Annotated in this window: 17 protein-coding genes; 8 read left to right on the forward strand and 9 right to left on the reverse strand. The window is 46.3% G+C overall.

What is annotated here, in order from left to right; all coding sequences use genetic code 11:
• Nucleotide 1: 1 nt before the first annotated feature.
• Genes V5298_RS09960 through V5298_RS09970 form a run of 3 tightly spaced genes read right to left on the reverse strand, consistent with a single transcriptional unit; the run spans nt 2 to nt 1,971 of the window.
• Nucleotides 2-349, reverse strand: a complete 348-nt coding sequence (locus V5298_RS09960) for a cupin domain-containing protein (protein ID WP_332931314.1) — start codon at nt 347-349, stop codon at nt 2-4.
• Nucleotides 336-1,148, reverse strand: coding sequence for a cyclase family protein (locus V5298_RS09965; protein ID WP_332931315.1), 813 nt, complete (start codon nt 1,146-1,148; stop codon nt 336-338). Before V5298_RS09965 ends, V5298_RS09960 begins: the two co-directional genes overlap by 14 nt.
• A gap of 10 nt (nt 1,149-1,158) precedes the next feature.
• A complete protein-coding gene (locus V5298_RS09970) occupies nt 1,159-1,971 on the reverse strand; it encodes a cyclase family protein (protein WP_332931316.1) in 813 nt (270 codons plus the stop codon).
• Nucleotides 1,972-2,150: 179 nt separating this feature from the next.
• Between V5298_RS09970 and V5298_RS09975 the strand changes: the two genes are divergently transcribed.
• The gene (locus tag V5298_RS09975; RefSeq protein ID WP_332931317.1) at nt 2,151-2,936 is read left to right on the forward strand and encodes an SDR family NAD(P)-dependent oxidoreductase; all 786 of its coding nucleotides are present in this window, start codon (nt 2,151-2,153) and stop codon (nt 2,934-2,936) included.
• On the opposite strand, the gene V5298_RS09980 is transcribed toward V5298_RS09975, so the two are convergent.
• The 3 genes from V5298_RS09980 to V5298_RS09990 are packed head-to-tail and all read right to left on the reverse strand — an operon-like array spanning nt 2,933 to nt 8,330.
• Nucleotides 2,933-4,471, reverse strand: coding sequence for a class I SAM-dependent methyltransferase (locus V5298_RS09980; RefSeq protein WP_332931318.1), 1,539 nt, complete (start codon nt 4,469-4,471; stop codon nt 2,933-2,935). The genes V5298_RS09975 and V5298_RS09980 overlap by 4 nt on opposite strands.
• A gap of 24 nt (nt 4,472-4,495) precedes the next feature.
• Nucleotides 4,496-5,902: an arylsulfatase gene (locus tag V5298_RS09985; RefSeq protein ID WP_332931319.1), complete on the reverse strand. Its 1,407-nt coding sequence runs from the start codon at nt 5,900-5,902 to the stop codon at nt 4,496-4,498.
• Between the two features lie 13 nt (nt 5,903-5,915).
• Complete coding sequence (locus V5298_RS09990; RefSeq protein WP_332931320.1) at nt 5,916-8,330, reverse strand: TonB-dependent receptor; 2,415 nt, start codon at nt 8,328-8,330, stop codon at nt 5,916-5,918.
• Between the two features lie 278 nt (nt 8,331-8,608).
• Between V5298_RS09990 and V5298_RS09995 the strand changes: the two genes are divergently transcribed.
• The 5 genes from V5298_RS09995 (at nt 8,609) to V5298_RS10015 (ending at nt 14,321) form a co-directional block, all read left to right on the forward strand.
• On the forward strand, nt 8,609-9,577 hold the full coding sequence (locus V5298_RS09995) for a 3-hydroxyacyl-CoA dehydrogenase family protein (protein ID WP_332931321.1): 969 nt from the start codon (nt 8,609-8,611) through the stop codon (nt 9,575-9,577).
• Entirely contained in the window at nt 9,574-10,557 is a 984-nt protein-coding gene (locus V5298_RS10000; protein WP_332931322.1) for a fumarylacetoacetate hydrolase family protein, read from the forward strand. Before V5298_RS09995 ends, V5298_RS10000 begins: the two co-directional genes overlap by 4 nt.
• Before the next feature lie 152 nt (nt 10,558-10,709).
• The gene (locus V5298_RS10005; RefSeq protein WP_332931323.1) at nt 10,710-11,489 is read left to right on the forward strand and encodes an IclR family transcriptional regulator; all 780 of its coding nucleotides are present in this window, start codon (nt 10,710-10,712) and stop codon (nt 11,487-11,489) included.
• Nucleotides 11,473-12,840: a fumarylacetoacetase gene (fahA, locus tag V5298_RS10010; RefSeq protein WP_332931324.1), complete on the forward strand. Its 1,368-nt coding sequence runs from the start codon at nt 11,473-11,475 to the stop codon at nt 12,838-12,840. Before V5298_RS10005 ends, fahA begins: the two co-directional genes overlap by 17 nt.
• Nucleotides 12,837-14,321, forward strand: coding sequence for a sodium:solute symporter family protein (locus V5298_RS10015; protein ID WP_332931325.1), 1,485 nt, complete (start codon nt 12,837-12,839; stop codon nt 14,319-14,321). Before fahA ends, V5298_RS10015 begins: the two co-directional genes overlap by 4 nt.
• Before the next feature lie 339 nt (nt 14,322-14,660).
• Here the strand turns inward: V5298_RS10015 and V5298_RS10020 are convergent, their stop codons facing one another.
• A complete protein-coding gene (locus tag V5298_RS10020) occupies nt 14,661-15,035 on the reverse strand; it encodes a PH domain-containing protein (protein ID WP_332931326.1) in 375 nt (124 codons plus the stop codon).
• Between the two features lie 189 nt (nt 15,036-15,224).
• Here V5298_RS10020 and V5298_RS10025 point away from each other — a divergent pair, with 189 nt between their 5' ends.
• Nucleotides 15,225-16,232 carry a serine/threonine dehydratase gene (locus tag V5298_RS10025; protein ID WP_332931327.1) on the forward strand — a complete coding sequence of 336 codons (1,008 nt, stop codon included), beginning with the start codon at nt 15,225-15,227 and terminating at the stop codon, nt 16,230-16,232.
• Between the two features lie 78 nt (nt 16,233-16,310).
• Here the strand turns inward: V5298_RS10025 and V5298_RS10030 are convergent, their stop codons facing one another.
• Nucleotides 16,311-16,538, reverse strand: coding sequence for a DUF1653 domain-containing protein (locus V5298_RS10030; RefSeq protein WP_332931328.1), 228 nt, complete (start codon nt 16,536-16,538; stop codon nt 16,311-16,313).
• Nucleotide 16,539: 1 nt separating this feature from the next.
• The gene (gene dinB, locus V5298_RS10035) at nt 16,540-17,616 is read right to left on the reverse strand and encodes a DNA polymerase IV (RefSeq protein ID WP_332931329.1); all 1,077 of its coding nucleotides are present in this window, start codon (nt 17,614-17,616) and stop codon (nt 16,540-16,542) included.
• A 166-nt stretch (nt 17,617-17,782) separates the two neighbouring features.
• Here dinB and V5298_RS10040 point away from each other — a divergent pair.
• Nucleotides 17,783-17,981: glycosyl hydrolase 108 family protein (locus V5298_RS10040; RefSeq protein ID WP_332931330.1), on the forward strand; the 199-nt coding region annotated here is incomplete at its 3' end.

Consider the following 17,981-nt stretch of genomic DNA (forward strand, 5'->3'; position numbering starts at 1 on the left):
CCTAAGCAGACACGACAACAAGCATGGTGACCACACCGTTGGTGCGATTTTCCACTGCCCGGGTTTCGTTATATCCAATAACGCAGGAATCCATCGGTCCCATTTGGGTTTCTACGACCTGATCATTTTCGTCTTTGGTCAATATGGTGATCTCACCATCCAGCACGATGTACACTTTTTCATTGGGCGAAGCGCTCCATTCGGCGCCACCATCGGGCATAAAGTAAGACAGGCTGCATGAAAAACTCTCCATATCACTGGCTTCCATGCCCTGAAGACGGAGCCCTGTCATCCCCCAATGAAGTTTGGCGTCATAACGCTTTGCGTCACTAATCTTAGTTACCTGCATAGCTGTCTCCTTTTTCCAGAGCGAAGGTTTGGTCAGGATCGATAATGGCTACCAAACGGATCCCGCATCCGTCACCACCGGGCCAACGCCATGGATAGGCCATAAAGGTGCAACGTTTACCGGTTATTTTGTCTATATCGCCACCGACGTTTTCAATACCAGGAATACCTGCCGCCAATAGGGCTTTATGGGAAGGCTCCCAATGGGGAAAATCTTTCATCACATCCCGGCCGGTTTCTTTTTTGTATTCGTCAAAAAGATGATGGTGCGTTGGGCCAGGTCCGTGATCCACCAGCTTAGTACCAAGAGGATGATCCAGCGCTTGTACATCAATCCCTAACAGTTTGATTTTGCGTTCTACCAACCACTCGGCTCCTTCTTTATAAAGGCCCGGCGAATACTGGTAGTAGTCATCGTTATCACCTAGGTTCTTATGACTGCCGGTATTGATAATTACGATGTCATTTTCACGGATCTGAGGGCGGGCTTTTTCTAAATCTTCTGGCGTCACAACCCCCCATTTTCCTTTCGGAATTGAAACCACCACTCCGGTACCAAAGAAGCGCCAAGGCTCAAAGGCATCAATATCCGGAGCGTTCTCAGTCACATGAATAGGTGAATCCATATGCGTTCCCCGGTGCATGATCCCTTCCCATTCCAAAATCTGACAACCATGCATGGCATGAAATTGGGTCGTGGTGATGGCGATCCCTTTAGGGCTTGATGGCCATTGTGGCATCCCGTGTCCCCAGCGGTTGCTGAGATCAAAAAACTGTAGACCTTTTGTAGATGTTGTCATTGTCTTCTCCTTATTCCTCAGCCTGACCAGATTCAATGTTGTAATTTCCCGTGGGATCCATCAGTGCCATTAAGCGCACCACACAGGCATCGCCTTCATTCCAGCGCCAAGGCATAGCATGAAAAGTGCAACGTTTAGTCGTTACAACATCGAGATCGCCGCCAACGTTCTCTATGGTAGGAATATCATTGGCAAGCAGTAACTTGTGGGCAGGTAGCCAGTCGGGAAAATCTTCCTTGGCCTTGCGGTTGGTTTCCCGCTCATATTCAGGCGTTAGGCGTTTCATGGTTGGGCCGTTACGATGCTCACCCAAAGAGGTGGCTAAGGGGTGATCCACTTGAGGTGTGTCCACACCCAGCATTTTGATCCCTTTATCAACGAACCATTGTGCCGCATCCTGCGACAATCCCGGCGCGTGACCAAAATAATCCTGGCTATCTGCATAGCGCTTATGCCAGGTGGTATTAATCAGTACGATGTCATCGGCTTGGACCACATCATCAAAAGCTTGCAAATCTTTTGCAGTGATCAGCGCCCACTTTTCTTTGGGTATTGACAACACTACGCCCGTACCGAAGAAGGTATCCAGAGGAATTTCCCCCACCCCTTTTGCGCCAGAGACTAAATGAATAGGGGCATTAACATGGGTTGATGTATGAAAGGTTGTTTTAAATTTTTGGCTCATCACCCCATGCTTTGCATGATTGACCGAGCGATAAAGAATCAATTCATCCAAGCCAGGAAGCACGGGCTGGTTATGATGCCATGGGTGGCTTAATTCAACATACTGAATGCCAGTTTCAGGTTCAGTTCTAATTGTCATCTTTCTTTCCACATTTGTAAGGTGTGAAGAAAGTATTACATCCCAATTCTCGACCTACACCTCCACAATCTCAATAGTTGATACAGTTTCTAAATTTTGTTGGTTTTTGGCGCAACACTGCAGAATACTTGACTTGAGAACAGCAAAATGACAATTCAAACCTGTAGGGAGTTACAATAATGCAACATTTTTCACCGGCTTCTCTTTTTTCACTAAAAGGCAAATCAGCGCTTGTTGTAGGGGCTACAGGCGCCCTTGGCGGTGCCGCTGCCAGAGCTTTAGCCTCAGCAGGTGCAAACATTACATTAACAGGCTCAAATAGTGAGACACTTTCCAGTCTGGCGGAAGAAATCCGTTCATTGGGTGTCGATGTCACCACCTATTGTGGCAGACCCGACAACGAAGCAGCCGTCGACAACATGTTTGCCACTGCATGCCAATCTCATCCGGTGGATATCATCGTCTGTGCATCCGGTACCAGTGTGGTTAAACCCATCGACAGTATGTCCAGCGATGAATTTGATCGCGTAATGGATGCCAACGTAAAACAAAGCTGGCTTGTTTGTCGAAAAGCCAGTGACGTGTTAAAAGCCCAGCAGCGGGGTGGTAAAATCATTCTGATTTCATCGGTACGCGCCCACTTTGCCACTGCCGCCGGTACCTCCGCTTACGGCACTTCCAAAGCCGCCATTAATATGCTTACCCGCTCTCTCGCGGTGGAACTTGGCCCCCACAACATCTGTGTGAATGCCATTGCCCCCACGGTCTTTCGTTCAGCACTGACAAGCTGGTTATTTGAGCCTGAAGCACAAGATAAAAGAGAACAGGTACTGAGTCGCATTCCATTGGGTCGATTAGGTGAACCGGAAGATTTTAGCGGTGTCTTTATGTTCCTTGCCTCCCAGGCATCAAACCTGGTTACCGGTGAAATTATTAATATCGACGGAGGTTTTTCCTGCAACTAACCACACTGCAGAATGCCCAAGCGAACCAGCTCGGGCGCTATTCTGCTTTTAAATGCAGGCAGGCTGGATTGAATAATCTGAACAAACTGATCGGCATTGAGTTTTTTACCGTCCGGCCCGAAAAAGATCCCCTGCAATTGGCCAAGGTTTTCCCACGCCGAATATAGGTCATTGCCAGTTAACGCCCATAAATACAAGCGATCTTTAATCGGTAGCACTAAACGGGTTCCGGTAACCGGCGACGATAACGGACGACCAAACTCCATATGCAAATCTTGCTTTAACAACAACCGATTTAACGCAGACGGCAGGCTGAATGACGCACAATTGCCTTTTACCGGCACTTGCACAACGGCCAATGACATCACACGTGTCGCTAGCAACTGCTCAAGTAAGGCATCGAAAAAGTCACAATGGCGATGATATTTTTGCTGATACAACTGACAAAATGTACGGGATAACTCTCCCACCGTGCCTGTAACACCGCATTGCAATAAGTTTTCTATATTGGGTTTATTGAGCAATCTCGCACCGGGAAACTGACGAGTGATAGCAGAAATCATCTGCTCATTGAGACTCCCTGGAGGAAAGTAGAAATCCACATCATGTAACCGTTCACTCAGCGAGCGGGAAGAAGGCACACGGTTTTTGCAGTATATGTCTTTGCGCTGAGTCACATTCCAAGCCACATCTTGCAACATTTGTTGACAGCTTACAGGCAACGATTTCGCCGCCTCCGGTAATGTTAGATGGGCTGAAAAATCAGGCACATTATGATGTAATCCGGCACTGCCCACAAAGGTGAAGCCCTCATCCTGCGCTTTTTCAATGATTTCCTTACTCCAAACCGCATTGGGTTTTAGATTGAGAACTTCATGGGCTTCATCTTCCGCAGGGTTACTGAGCATTCTTGAAAAACGCTCCGCGGCTTGCTGATTGTATTGAAAAAAGGGGGTCTTTGCTTTGTGTAACGGTATCAATAACTGGGTTGCCGCCGTTAGCCTTTGTGCACTTGATCCTTGATATTGATCAGCGAATTGCTGAACCATACTGTAAAGGGTGGCCGTTTGCGTGATCCCAGGTAATGCACAATAGTCCAGATAAAAAACACCCTCATCCGTTAATAAGTCATCGATTATTTGAAAAATATAGGCCTGACGGGTGTCATCAAGCCATGAATAGATGCCACTGATGGCACAATAATCAAAAGGCGGAAATTCGCTGGCATTCAGCGTCATAAGATCGGCACAAATAAAGGTCACATTTGTTAGTTCCGCTTCATTGGCAACCTTTTGAGCTTGTTCAATGTGCTGCGGATTAATATCAATACCGACAAATTCCGCCTTTGGATGGGCATCCGCTAATAAAGTCAGAGTGTGACCATTGCCACAGGCTAAATCCAGGTATCTAAAGTGCCCCTTTATTTTGCCCGGCTCCCAGCCCGACAACGCCATTGCAGTAGCCAGATGAACAGGTGTTTGCAAGGCACCAAAGTCTGAGTTAAACGTCACATCTTGGGTATAATCCGATTTCATGCAAACACCTGCTATTTTTGTGCGTTATTGCGCCGATTCGGCCCAAGGTTCGCGGGTTTCCGGCTTACGAACATCATAGTCAAAACTACCATCCGCTTTGCGGAACAAGGACTCCGGTGGTGGACCTTTCGCGCCCTTCGATGGAAGGGTGCTTTTTTCAGAAGCGAGCAAATGCGCCATTGATTCAACGATTGCAGGATTTTCGCTGATTAAATTGTGCTGCTCTGTGGCATCCTCAGCCAAATTAAACAAATACCGCTTTCCATCTTCATTTATCAGTTTCCAAGGCCATTCAATAACTGATTTAGACTTGGCGGTGCCAATCACCACGGCCCGTGAAATCGGTTTGCTCTCCTTCGTTTTAAGCGCAGATAACAAACTTACCCCCTCAAACTCATCAACAGAATAAGGGATCCCTGCGGCGTCGAGCAATGTGGGCATCCAGTCTTGGGGAAACATTGGCGTACCCATGCTGCCAGAGGCGATGTTATCCGGCCAGTACACAACAATAGGCACCCGAATGCCCCCTTCAAATGCCCGGCCTTTGCCACCAATAAAATCACCATTATTGGCCCCGCCTTCAAGATTTCCGCCATTGTCACTCATAAAGACAACCAGGGTATTTTTGTCCAAACCAGTCTCTTTAAGTGTGGCTAACACGTCACCAATTTTAGCGTCCACATCGGTGGTAAGTTGGGCAAATACCCGTCGGTCTGGATTGTCTATGGCACTATAATCCACGGTGGGATGTGGCACATACTGTAATGGCGTGTGAGGTGCGTTATAGGACAAATACATAAAGAAGGGCTTGTTCCCGTTGTAATTTTTCAATGTTTCAACCGCTCGGTTAGTCAGCAATTCTGTTGCATGACCTTTTTCTCTAATGGAGGTGCCATTGTGCTGCCAGTCCAAGCCACCAAAGTACACATGGGTGTAATAGTCGACAAATCCCCCCAAAAAACCATAAAAATCATCGAATCCACGGTTATGGGGCATCGCCGCTTTTTGACCCATGCCAAGGTGCCATTTGCCCACCATCCATGTCTGATACCCCCCTTGCTGAAATTTTTCAGCAAGGGTGGTTTGATCAAGTGGCAACATAGCATCGTTTTCCATTGGCCCGTCTATGCCAAATTCCAACGGGTTTTTCCCTGTCATAAGGGCCGCTCGGGTAGGACTACAAATGGGGTAAGCATAGCCATGCTTTAATACCGTGCCTTGCGCTGCCAGTGCATCGATATTTGGCGTTTTAATTTCTGAGCCTTGGTAACCCACATCACCATAGCCCAAATCATCGACCATAATAAATAACACATTGGGGCGTTCTGGATGATGTGTGTCAACCATGCCCTCTGTGTCTTTACTTTCCTGGGCACAGCCAGCGCACAATAGCGCGGCCAGTACTAGGTTAAACCACAACGCTTTTTTCATTTTTTCACTCTGTTTAGAAGAAGCTATAAGAAACATTAACACCTGCCGTTCTTGGCTGTCTTAATCTTATGCTCGTGTTGTAATACATACCTGAAATTCGCCCATCAAAGAAACGTACTGCGCCTGCGGGAGAGTCTTCATTGGTTAGATTGTTCACATAGAGTTCAATAGACCAATCGTCATTGCGTATACCAGTACGTGCATTTATCAGAGAATAAGCAGGTAGGTAATCCGTATTGATTTGTTCAACATAGCGTTTCGAACGATATTGATAATCCACCCGTGTATAAGACGTCATGCCGTTTGACAACTCAACGGTATAGGTCGCATCCAAAGAGCTGGTGAAACGAGATAGCATGGGAGGCGCATTGCCGCCGATGGTCGTAGCGCAGTTATACGGATCCGTTGAAGTTGCCTCAACACCATAATCAAGGGGAATCGGTGAACACGCATCATCCGCAAATTCAATACCGGTATATGACAAGGTGGCACCAAAATCCAGGTTGTCGGTTGGACTCCAGTTGCCTTCAAACTCAACCCCTGCTCCACTAAGATCGCCGGTATTCATGAACAAGCGACTGTAGTAATCATCAGAAGTGGTGCCGTCCAATAATTCGCCATCAGAAGGCGTCCAGTTTACCGTTGCCGGTTGCACGTAGCCGTCCCAGTCAAGATAATACGCAGCCAGAGAATACCGTAAGTCATACTCTCTTAACCCACCTTTTAGTCCAATTTCATAACTGACTATGACTTCTTCGTCATAGGTTTGGAATGCTTCTAAGTTAAGCCCTTCTGACTCAGCAGTCTCCAGCAATACAGGATCCAAGGCATTGGAGTTAAAACCGGCTGGATTAGTCCCCCGGGCCAATTGCATATAGATATTGTTTTCATCGTTGAGTTCGTAGGTCAGTGCCACCCGCGGCTGAAAGGACTTGGTCTCACTACTTGCGGTAATATCAGCATAGGCTCCGCGATCTTCGTCTTCAGGATAAAGTGCATCAATTTTGTCTATCTGATAGCGCCCTTCAATAGAACCGGTTAAGCGATCGGTAATTTGATAACCAAGGTTGAAAAAGACACCAACGTTACGCGCACCTTCAGAATAGAGATCCATTACCGTGCCGGCGGTATAATTTGAATACACCGTATTAAGATAATCATATTCGTATAATGATGCGCCAACTAACCAGTTAAAGCGCCCTTCATCTGTTGATGCAAGGCGAGTTTCTGCATATTTTTCTATGCTTTCTGGGGTAGATGCAATGTGCATAGTGGTGACATCGTCATAGGCATCCCGGTCAAGCCAATCTTCACCTTCTTCATCAGTGTAAGCACCAAGAACCGTTAACATCATGTCATTATCAAACTGCACTTCCACCGAGCCTTGAATGCGATCTCTGTCAATTCGAGTACCAGGGTCGTCTATTGGATTGGTTTCATCGTCAAAGTTGTAATCAAATACCAGCGGAATCTCATCCACATTGATCGCGCCATAATTCACACAGGAATTATCGCCACCATTTACAACACAAAGCCCATCGCTATCTAATTCATAGGACTCTAAATCTTCCAGATTGGTAAATAACACGGCTGGGTGATCATCATCAATTTCCTGCTTGATGTACATGAGTTCAGCTTTAATATTATCAGTGGGGGAGTAAACAAATTTAATGGATCCCAGTTTATCGCTGGTACCGCCAAGCTGAACGCCGCTAGTGGTTTTCCACTCATTAGGGCCGCCGTAACTGTTTGACTCTAATGTCAGTGCCATAGCCAGTTTGTTTTCAACAATCGGTGTTATCAACGATAAACTTGCATTTTGGGTGTCATCCTGACCCAGGGTGCCTCTGAAGTCGAATTCAAGATCGCCAAGGGTATCAGGGTCGCGGGTAACGTAATTGATTGCACCGCCAAAAGTCGAACGCCCAAACGCAGAACTTTGCGGCCCACGTAATACTTCAACTTGCTGCAGGCCAGCAAAAGAACTTATGCCTTGCGCACCGACAATGGGGATCCCATCAATAAAGGTGGTTACTTTGGCACGAATAGAGGAGTTTTCTGTAGAGCCAACCCCTCGAATGGCAGGTTTGTTAGCAATTCGGGAACCATCGGCGTTATTTTCTACGCCAGGCATTAGCTGGAACATGGCAGTGATATCAGTAACACCCGCTTCGGCTAATTGGTTACTGCTCATGGCTGACATGGATACAGGAACGTCTTTTTCCTGTTCGCCCCGTTTACGGGCAAATACTAAAATTTGTTCCACATCTTCATTTTCTTGATCAACAGATTCTGTTTGTGTTTCATCAGTAGATAACTCCTGTGCGTGTATGCCTGATAAACCACCTACAGCTTGAACAAGTAGCGAACAAACCGCCATAGCAACGGGTTTAACTTTAAATTTATTGTTTACGTCCCGAACCATCATTTACTCCTTTAATGCCTTTCGCATTAATGTTTAAGAAACCATCATGTAACATCTTTGTTAAATCGAGGTTACGTAGAAGAAATGACGTACGCAATTAGCCGGTTTCAATTATTGATACAAGTTACAACTAATTAACACCACAGGTAAATTATTTTCCCACATCCGTTATATATGTCTCATTTATTGAGATACGCGTATTGAGCTAGATCTTTCGCCCCCCTACACTCTTAACGAATGATTAACATAAAGACCAACACACTGGGGGAGCTTACATTGACATGAAAAAATTTGAACATATCGCCATTATTGGTGCTGGCACCATGGGCGTGGGGATCGCCCAAGCTTTCGTACTGGCAAATATCACGGTCAGTATCATTGATGTGTCAGAAGACGCCCTTAGTCGGTGTAAAACCCAGCTGGAAAAAAATATTACCAGTTTCATTCATCATGATTTGACGCCCATGTCCGTAGACAACGCGATGTCAAACGTCAATTTCATTCATAACATCAACGGCGAACTTCCTCTTACCGGTATCGATATGTACATCGAATCCTTACCGGAAATACTGGAACTTAAACAAAGGTTATTTAAGCAGCTCTCTGATACTCCCGACTCTGTCATTCTTGCAACCAATACCAGCAGCATGACGGTGTCAACCATCGCCGGTGATCTTCCCAATCAACATCGCATCATTGGGCTGCATTATTTTAATCCTGCGCACATCATACCTGCAGTTGAAGTGCATACCGGCCCTCAAACATCCCAGGACACCATCGATTCGACCATTGCCCTGATGAAATCTGTTGGTAAACAACCTGTACTGGTTAAAAAGGAAATACCAGGGTTTATCATCAACCGGTTAACCGGTGCCATGGAACGAGAAATTGACTTTCTACTCGATGAAGGCGTTGTTTCACCCGAAGACTTAGATATTGCTGTTAAAGCCAGTTACGGATTTCGCCTTGCCACCCTTGGGCCGATGGAGGCAGAAGACATGATTGGACTCGATACCGCGGCCCGTGCCTCCGCCAATATATTTCCCACCTTGAGTAACGCCCATTTACCGTCCAAACAGCTTTTACAAAAAGTCAGTGATGGCGAGCTAGGGATCAAATCTGGTCAGGGTTGGTATGACTACCAAGGAGATAACGGCGAGAAAGCCATTGCTTCGAACAATGAAAAACTGCTGCGCCAACTAGCCTTATTTATGAATCAACAAGCATCTGACACTAAGGAATCACTGTGAAACTGGTTACGTTTTCTATAGATACAATTATGGGCACGTCTACACGAATAGGTGCACTACTCGATAACACCGTAGTAGATTTAAATGCGGCGTATGCCGCCATGCTTAACTACAGTGGCGAAACCGAACGCCCCCAAGCCATTGCCGATGCCATTGTTCCAGCCGATATGCTTGCCTTTTTACAAGGTGGAAAGCTAAGTATGCGTCGTGCTACCGAAGCGCTCCAATTTGCCTTGAGTCATCCTGAAATTGAGCAGGAAACAAGCCAAATTCGCTTTGCGTTATCCACAATCAATTTATTGGCGCCGGTACTTAATCCTCCCTCTATTCGTGACACCATTAGCTTTGAAACTCACGCTAAGAACTTTGAAAAAAGAACCGGCAAACCCATTCCTGAACTTTGGTATCAGCAGCCCCTTTATTACAAGGGCAACACCCAAACCATTCAAGGACAGGATGCCATGATCCCTTGGCCTTCCTATACCAAAAAACTGGACTACGAACTGGAATTTGGCATTTATATCGGTAAAACCGGCACCAATATTCCCGCCTCTGAAGCAAAAGATTACATTGCCGGTTACACCATATTCAACGACATCAGTGCCCGTGACGTGCTGCAACAAGAAGTGACCATGCTATTGGGCCCAGCCAAAGGCAAAGACATGAATGGCGGTAATATTATGGGGCCATGTCTGGTGACACCGGATGAACTGGATCCTGCCAACCTTGCCATGACCGCCAAAATTAACGGTGAAACCTGGTCCACAGGCAATACCTCGGACATGTATTGGAGCTTCGAAAAAATTATCGAACATGTGTCTCAATCGGAAACCCTTCATCCAGGCGACTTTATTGGCTCGGGCACCATTGCCTTTGGTTGTGGTGATGAGCTGGAACGTTGGATCCAGCCCGGAGATGTCATCGAATTAGAAGTCGAAGGTATTGGTGTACTTCGTTCTACCGTTGGTGAAAGGCGCTGAAGATAAATGCCTATGGCACAAAAAAGCATCACCATTGCACCGAAGAAACATATACACAACATGGCAATAACAATATAGTCACAATTGTTCTCAGATAATGAGACTAAATACGCCTATAGACTCAAACTGTTGTGATTCATTGGAGTAAACGAATGAAAGAATGTGACTCTGCCTCTACCGTTGATAAAGCGATCCGAATTCTCATTACCTTGGCAAACGAAAATCAGGAGATGGGAACCACCTGGTTGGCCAAAAAGCTGGATATCCATAAAGCAACCGTTTCCCGCTTGCTGATCCGACTGGCTGATCACGAATTTGTTTATAAAAACAAAGAAACCGGGAAGTATTGGCTAGGCCCGGCCATTTATCAATTAGCCATGACAATGGCGGATGTTAACTTCAATGACATCCTTCACCTGGCAAGATCCCACATAGATGAGTTGCGGGACAATCTTCAGGAAACCGTCACGCTGGAAGTGTGGTTGGGTAACTCAACGGTTCCCACCTATTCAGCGGCATCGGAACACCCACTAAAAGTGGTGTTGCCTCCCGGTGAAGTTTTACCACTGCATACCGCGGCAGGGGCCAAAGCCATTCTTTCATACATTCATGCTGAAAAAGTCGATGTCTTACTTAAAGGCGAATTAGAGGCAATTACTCAAAACACCATTACTGACAAAACAGCCCTGAGGGAAAAACTCGTTGAATATAACAAACTCGGTTATGCCACGGATGAAGAAGAACTTCATCTGGGTATTTGCGCAGTAGCGGTACCTATTTTCAATAGTATCAGGCAGCCCATAGCGGCCATTGTGGTGTTAATGCCGTCTTCACGTTTTTCTGAAAAATTGAACCCAGCACTCATCAGTACATTGAAAAAGAAAGCAACAGTAATTGGAACGGAGATGATGAAACGTGGAATCAGATACTGACAATACAACAAATTTAGTCCTCCTTGATGAAACCCATGATGTTCATCTTCAAAGTTGGTTGGCCTGTGCCAATCAGCATCCGGACTATCCCATCCAAAATTTACCCATGGGGGTGTTTAAGCAAACGGGTACGTCTGCCCGGTGTGGCGTAGCCATTGGCGATTATATTATTGATCTTCATGCGTTAGCCCAGCAAAACCCGTTTTCCGGGCTTGCCAGTGATGCACTAAAAACCCTTACCGGCTCAACATTGAATGCCTTTATGGCGCTGGATAAAGCTTACAGTCGTGCTTTTCGATTAGCGCTGTCCCAGGTTTTAAGAAAAGGCGCGAGAGAAGAAACCTTAATTCGTAATACATTGGTTGATGCCAACGACGTCCATATGTGTATGCCTTGTGAAATCAAGGATTACACTGATTTCTATACATCCATTTACCACGCTACTTCCGTAGGTAAATTGTTCAGACCCGATAATCCGCTCCTACCAAACTACCAGTGGTTGCCAATCGGTTATCATGGCCGAGCTTCGAGTATTCAGCTATCAGGAACACCGGTAAAGCGTCCCCTTGGACAACGCCTTAATCAACAAGAGCAGCCTGAGCTCGGTCCTACGAAAAAACTCGATTACGAAGTAGAACTGGGGATCTTTGTCGGTCGCCCATCCACCCAATTTCAGCCCATCTCCATGGCGCAGGCCGAGTCCCACTTCTTTGGGGTATGCATGCTTAATGATTGGTCAGCCCGAGATATTCAGGCCTGGGAATACCAACCCTTAGGCCCGTTTTTATCAAAAAACTTTATTACCACCATTTCTCCTTGGATCACTACCGCGGAAGCTTTGGCGCCCTTTAGAACATCTCCCACAGAGTACGAAAGTCGTCCCTATGTTGATGCGTTAAATAGCACTTCAAACACCCAGGCAGGCGCCTTGGATATAAAAATGTGCTGTACGCTACAAACTGAAAAAATGCGTACCGACAAATTGCCGCCGATGAAGCTTAGTGAAACCAGCTTTAAACATGCCTTTTGGACAATCGCACAAATGATTTCCCATCATACCCAAACCGGTTGCAATTTAAATGCTGGGGATCTTTTTGGCTCAGGCACACAATCAGGCCCCACCCCCGATGAAGCGGGCTCGCTTCTTGAGCTAACCGAAGGCGGGAAATTGCCATTGCAACTACCAAATGGCGAGCAACGCACCTTTCTTGAAGATGGTGACATTATTGAAATTCGAGGCTATTGCACCGCGCCTTCAGGGCTTCGACTCTCCATCGGTACGGTTACATCACACGTGTTGTCATCCGAAAAAAACAACATTTTTCATTCCACTGCGGAAGCCACATCATGAATATTACAATTATAATCTGCGTACTGGTGTATGAACTTATTCTTATCACCGGCGTGGGATTTTGGGTTGCTAAACAAAACAAATTACAAACCCAGGCCCATAATGCTGAGTTCACCCATGGCGGCAGACAACTGGGCGTAACGGTCATTGCTGCAACACTGGCGCTAACCGTGTTGGGCGCGCCGCATATCATGGGTATATTTGAACTGTCCTGGACCATGGGGGCAATGTCCTTATGGTTTTCCATTGCCCATGTAATTTTACTGGTCATTGTCTGTTTGAGTACCGGATTGTGGATGCGACGCACCGGTGTAACCTCGGTGCCAGAATTACTTGAAGAACTCTACAGTCCAGGGATCCGCATTATCGTCAGCTGCGTAATGGCCGGCTCAATTTTTGGCGTGCTCACCCTTGAAACCCAAGGTCTGGCCATTTTGCTATCAGCGATGACAGGCTGGAATGTGCAATACAGTGCCATAGCCGGAGGCATATTAGGCATTCTTTACGTGGTACTTGCCGGTATTAAAGAAGTGGGATGGATCAACGTTGCAAATGCCGCATTAATGTATATCAGTGTGATCCTCGCCACCGGTTTTATTGCCTACCAGTTACCGAACGGCGACTTCAGTTCTGTCTCTGCATATTATATTAATAGCGGCAATGAAGCGGCCCTTTCTTTATTTGGCTCTCCCCATTTGTTAATGACCTTTGCATTTGGTCTGGTTGTGGCTTTGGTGTTTAGTCAGCCTGCCAACCAACCATTATTACAGGTATGTATGAGCGCCAAAAATGAAAAGACCATTATTAAAGCCTTATGGTTTGCCGCCCCCATTAACGGCATGTTTGGGGTCTTTATCTGCGTTATTGGATTAACGGCAAAAGCGTTACCCGAATTTCATGATTTAGGGCCTAAAACTGCCGCCACAACCATGTTGGTGCATATGCTTCCACCTTGGCTGGTCACGCTGCTTTTAGGATCATTTATGGCCGCTATTCTTTCCTCTTTTGCCATGACTGCATTAGCCCCAGCCACCATATTCAGCAACGATATTTATCGTAGATTTTACCGACCTGATGCCTCAGAAGAGAAGATCGCCCAAGTAACGCGAATCGTGATTATCATCCTGTCTATCATCGCCATTATTGTGGGCTCATTTCTTCCACAAATTCTTGCTTCCGTCGGGTGGGTGCTTGCGTGGTTAATGCCCGTGTTATGGCTAATCGTATGCGGACTCTTCTGGAGACGTTCATCTCGCGCTGCGGTGATAACCCTTGTGAGTGTATGGGTCATTAATACGCTTTGGTCTTTTACGACCCTTCCAGATTGGTTAGGCATGACAGACATCAGTAATGCCTACGTCATGCTTATATTTACATTGTTAATCGGAACGGTGACAAACTTGATATTTATAGGGCGGCCGAAATACTTTAACTCAGCAGAGTATCAAGCACTCGTGATCGCAAATAATGAGACGAAATAAAAAAGAGGCAAAGATGTTCTGGAATATATTTTTACAAGTATTTATCATTATTGCAACAATCATGCTAATAGGCTACGGTGTATATCGCCTATTTAAGATTGGAAACTAATGATCATCAAACCAGCAGAGGGCTAACCTATGCAAGACTTCGATATTACACATCTGTGGATGTTAGGCGTAATGTTAATCATGGTTCTTTTCTTGGGAGCGGCGCTTATCGGACACCTTAACAGCAACAGTACTACGCCTGTAAAATAAAATGATTGAAACTGGGTCGGGACAAAATTCGGTCTGCACAGATAAAACGACATGGTCCCTACCCTATTTTAATCACCCCAATTAACCAAATAGTTGGGTAGCCAGTGCTTTTTGCACGCCCTGGGAAGCATTTCTGTTTAACTCAATTTCCACCGGACTATCTTGCCCTGATATCCAGATTTTCAATTCTGAATCGGTATCAAAATGCCCTGCAGTTTCCACTACAAACTGAGTAATCGCTTTGTAAGGGATGGAATGATAATTCACTTTCCTTCCTGTTAGCCCCTGCTTATCAATCAAGATCATCCTACTGGAAGTAAAAACAATGAGATCCCGTACCAGCTTATAGGCACTGACAACGGTTTCCGTTTCTGCAAGCACCGGCGATAGCTCTTCATATACCGCATCAGCATCGGTTTCGCTCGCATTTCCTAACAGCACGTCAAATAAACCCATGGTGTTTCCTTTTTTGTTAGTTTACTTACGCAGCGTAACACTATTTACACTACCAAGGCGATTCATCAATGGTATAGGGTAACCCTGCTTACTGGCATCATTTTGCACTTTTTTCTCGTTCAGGTAATGCACGCCCTCGAAGAGTCATGTAAGTTATCAAACTTACCGCTTATCAGATAGGACGTACCGATGTCAGACGCTGTCTCCCCCACTTTTGCCGACGTAGAAGCCGCCGCTGTAAGACTAAAAGGAAAGGTGAAACACACGCCGTTATTGGAATCCCGTTTATTGAATAAATGGATGGGCCAACGTATTTTATTTAAAGCGGAATGCTTTCAGACCATAGGAGCTTTTAAAGTGCGTGGGGCTACCAACTTTCTCACTAAGTTGGCTGAACGTAATGCTCTGCCCCAACGCATTGTAGCAAATAGTTCCGGCAACCATGCACAAGCCGTGGCTTATGCTGCCAGCCAAATGGGCATTCCTTGTTGCATCTATTCCACTGCAACTATTTCGCCGGTAAAAGCAGCGGCCACCGAGTACTATGGCGCCGAACTATCGCTATATCCTACCCGCCCTGAAGCCGACGAAGCGGTGCAAAAAGCCGCCCTGGAACCTGGCACCGTATGGATCCCGCCGTTTAATCACCCGGATATTATTGCTGGCCAAGGCACGGCATGCTTAGAGGCTTTGCAAGATGCCGGCGCAGTAGACGCCGTATTTACTCCCTGTGGTGGTGGCGGATTATTAAGCGGCACCCTAATCACCACAAACGCTTTGCAGCCAGATGCTAAAGTTATCGGTGCTGAGCCCCTGAACGCCAACGATGCAGCCCGCTCGCTGCAAAGTGGTAAAATTGAAACCCTCACAAGCGCACCAAATACATTGGCTGACGGTGCAGCAACGCCTTCTGTGGGCCCATACACCTTTCCCTTATTGCAACAACTCGATGATTTTTACGAAGTGGACGAAGTGCAAATTGCCTACTGGACCCAATGGCTGCAACACTTGCTAAAAGTGCATGTGGAGCCCACCAGCGCCATGAGTATGGCTGCAGTAGCCGCTTGGGCCCTTGAGGCTAAACCCCAAAGCACTGCGCTGGTGATATTGTCCGGTGGCAACATCAGCCAGCAAAGTATGATGAAGCTATGGGAAAAAGACTACTTACTGCAACCACCTATGCTCACCGAGACTTAACGTCTCAACGCAGGGCAATTGCCGTTATTTTTGTGTGTCGCAGCTCACCTATTGCGGCACTACCTAACAACGCCGTGCCTAATCTCGACTTTCCCCGATATAGGCAAAGCGAGGAACCTGTTGACCATCTTTTGTTACGGTTTCTAAAAACATAGAAAGTGGCCGTACCCACAAGGCTCTATCACCGTACTCGGGGCGATAAACCACTAATTCAGTTTCATCTTCAGAATGTTTTGCAACACCAAGTACGGTGTAATAGCTTCCTTTGTAATGTTGGTATAAGCCTACTTTAACGCTTTGTGGCATATTAATGGTCCTCTAAGGGTAAGCGGAGTTGTTCTAAGGGGCTTTCGTCGGCAAGACCAAGATGTAAGCCAACAAGACGTACACCTCGTCCCCGTGCACGCTGCCATGCCTGTTCCAGCAGCGTATTAAAATACGATCTATCGATGGAATGAAGTCGATGCTCCACCGTCGTCTGTTGAAAATCGCTAAATTTCAGTTTTACTCCCTGAGACCGTATCATGCAACGGGGAGTCCCTGTTTTTTGCAGATATTTTTCGATCCGTCCTTCGAGTATTTGCCATAATCCAGACACGGTCTCTTGGCAATCATCTAAGCTTAGTAAATCTTCACTGAAGGTTCTTTCCACACCTATTGATTTACGCTCTCTGTCAACGTTTACCGGTCGGTCGTCCACGCCGTGAGCACGATGCCAAAGTACAGAACCAAATTTACCCAACTCTTTTTTTAATCGCTCAAAGGGATAACTTCGCACGTCTTTACAGGTGGTTAGGCCTAAACGCTGTAATTTTTGTTCAGTCACCTTACCCACGCCGGGAATTTTTGACAACGGCATGGTTAAAACAAATTCATCTAGTTTATCTGGCGTGATAACACACAGGCCATCGGGTTTATTCTCGTCACTGGCAACCTTGGCGACAAACTTACAGGGCGCTACGCCGGCAGAAGCCGTTAAGTTTAACTCGGCCTTAATGCGACGGCGGATATCCTGAGCAATAAGCGTGGCACTGCCGTTAAAAATATCGCAGTGGGTGACATCTAAATAGGCTTCATCAAGAGATAGCGGCTCTACGAGGTGGGTATAATCATTGAAAATGGCGCGAATTTTTTTGCTTTCTTCAACGTACTTGTCCATATGCCCTTTGATAAGAATAAGCTCCGGACACAATCTTTTGGCATAGGCGGAGGCCATGGCAGAACGCACGCCATATTTGCGGGCAGGATAATTACAGGTAGAAATCACACCTCGTTGATCAGCACTGCCGCCTATCGCCACAGGTTTGTTCGTTAAGGATGGATCATCACGCATTTCGACAGCTGCATAGAAGCAGTCCATGTCGACGTGAATAATTTTTCGCACGTCGTCACCATAACTGTATGTACGGACAGTATTGTACGGTGTTTTTAACGCAAATCACATTACATTTTCCTATATCTCTACATAGAAATAAGAAGTTGTAATACCTACGGGACACTGCTACTAATAAATAGTGTTTAAATTTTAAGCTGGCATCATGGAGGATGACATGGCGTCTTTTTTACCTGCATTTGAAAAAATGATCGACAACGAGGGCGGTTATACACTGCACCGAATCGACGGCGATCGGGGTGGGCTCACCTACGCTGGCATTGCAAGAAACTTCCACCCAGACTGGCCCGGTTGGCCACTGGTGGAGTCAGACACGTCCTTACAGGCAATCATTCCCCACGTTCAAGCATTTTATA

The sequence above is a fragment of the Alteromonas sp. 14N.309.X.WAT.G.H12 genome (assembly GCF_036697315.1).
Lineage (GTDB): Bacteria > Pseudomonadota > Gammaproteobacteria > Enterobacterales > Alteromonadaceae > Alteromonas.